The sequence below is a fragment of the Polaromonas sp. P1_G2 genome (assembly GCF_056405515.1).
Window position 1 is genome coordinate 1 of the sequence record NZ_JBFUBY010001690.1, and the last position, 367, is coordinate 367.

Annotated in this window: 1 protein-coding gene; it reads left to right on the top strand. The window is 58.0% G+C overall.

The genetic code is table 11. The features are described from left to right. On the top strand, positions 1–367 hold a 367-nt coding region (locus AC1D0P_RS32130), incomplete at both ends, for a hypothetical protein (protein ID WP_477680423.1).

The window sequence follows — 367 nt, forward strand, 5'->3', positions numbered from 1 at the left end:
GCTCTATACTTATGCCTTTAGCGCCGACGATGCCAAAGCGGTCGCAGACGCGGTGCTGAAGGTTTCGGAAAAGCTCACAAACGACCTCTCGGAGAGCAATCGGCAGCAGATGACGTCTGTCGCGTCGAAGCAGGTCGAGCGCTCGGAGAACCGGCTGCGCAAGGTGCGTGACGAGATGAGCAAACTGCGCGCGAAGGTGGAGGTCATCGATCCCACGATCCTGGTGAAGAGCAATGCAGAGCTCACCCAGAAGCTGGAAAACCAAATGAGCGACCTGAAAACCCGGCTCGCGACCCTGCTTGAAAGTGTCAGCAAGGATTCACCGTCCGCGCGCACGCTGCAGAAGCAGATCAATGCTCTCCAGGAC